Source organism: Micromonospora sp. NPDC057141 (genome assembly GCF_042670805.1).
In the GTDB taxonomy this organism is placed as follows: Bacteria; Actinomycetota; Actinomycetes; order Mycobacteriales; family Micromonosporaceae; genus Micromonospora.
Genome location: NZ_JBHUVA010000182.1, coordinates 1 through 1,025, shown reverse-complemented (window position 1 = coordinate 1,025; position 1,025 = coordinate 1). Strand labels below are relative to the sequence as shown.

1 protein-coding gene and 1 pseudogene are annotated in these 1,025 nt (G+C 69.8%); both read right to left on the bottom strand.

The window, feature by feature from the left end:
• Positions 1-29 precede the first annotated feature (29 nt).
• Positions 30-371 (bottom strand): annotated as a pseudogene (locus ACFT41_RS32360) (transposase); the annotation flags it as partial.
• A 193-nt stretch (positions 372-564) separates the two neighbouring features.
• The coding region (locus tag ACFT41_RS32355; protein ID WP_377614120.1) for a transposase at positions 565-1,025 on the bottom strand (461 nt) is incomplete at its 5' end.

Here is a 1,025-nt window from a genome sequence, read left to right as displayed (position 1 = left end):
CCTCCCCCCGGAAGGTGGACACAGGGGTTTCATGCCGCGAGGGAGAGCATAGTCGGGGCATGGTGCTGCTGTTCGAATTCCAGCGGCGAGAGATAGCCCAGCGCGCTGTGGCGTCGGCGGGCGTTGTAGTAGGTGAGCCACTGGAAGATCTCCAGCCTCGCCTGGCTCATCGTCTGGAACAGCCCGCTGTGCATGGCCTCGCGCTTGAGGCTCTGCCACAGGCTCTCTGCCAGGGCGTTGTCGTAGGACGAGCCGACTCGGCCCATGCTCCGGCGGATCCCGTACCGGCCGCAGACTTGCGCGAACGCGGCCGAGGTGTACTGGGCCCCGTGGTCCGCGTGGAAGATCACGCCGGTGACGTTCCCGCCACGCCTCGATCATTCACGTGCGCGCGCCGGCGTGAGGGGATCGACTGGGGTGTCCGGTTTCTGGCGGTTCGCCCTGTGGGTCGGTCGTCGCGGGTCAGGCCGGTGGGCCGCGTGTCGTCGCGGTGGGCGTCGGCGTCCACTCGCCGAGGGTGTTGCGGGCTCTTCCTTCCGGTGTGCCGGGACGACGGTGTGGTGGTCAGCCGGGGTCGGGCAGGGCCTGGATGCGGTCCCAGGCCGTGACGACGTGCTGGGCGGCGGGCCAGGCGGGGTCGAGCTTGAGCTCGCGGCGGCGGGCGTGGTCGACCAGTTTGGCGGGGACGTCGAGCAGGCCGGCGCGGACGGCGGCGGGCTCGGCGCGGGCCAGTCGGCCGTCGAGGGCGAGGAGCTGCAGCCAGGACAGCAGGTCCATGGCCAGGGTGAGCAGGGTGCACCAGGCCTGGTTGAGGGCGAACTTGAACGACGGCAGTCGCAGCAGGGTCAGTGCCTTCGATCTGCGGATGCCGGACTCGACGTGCGCGTGGGCCCGGTGCCGGACATCCAGCCACTGCAGCTGCCGGCCGACGGTGTTCGTGGCGATCACCGTGTAACGGAAGCCGGTCGCGATCTCATAGGGCTTGAGGTCTTTGGTGTACTTCGGGTGGACGGGTTCACGCCGGA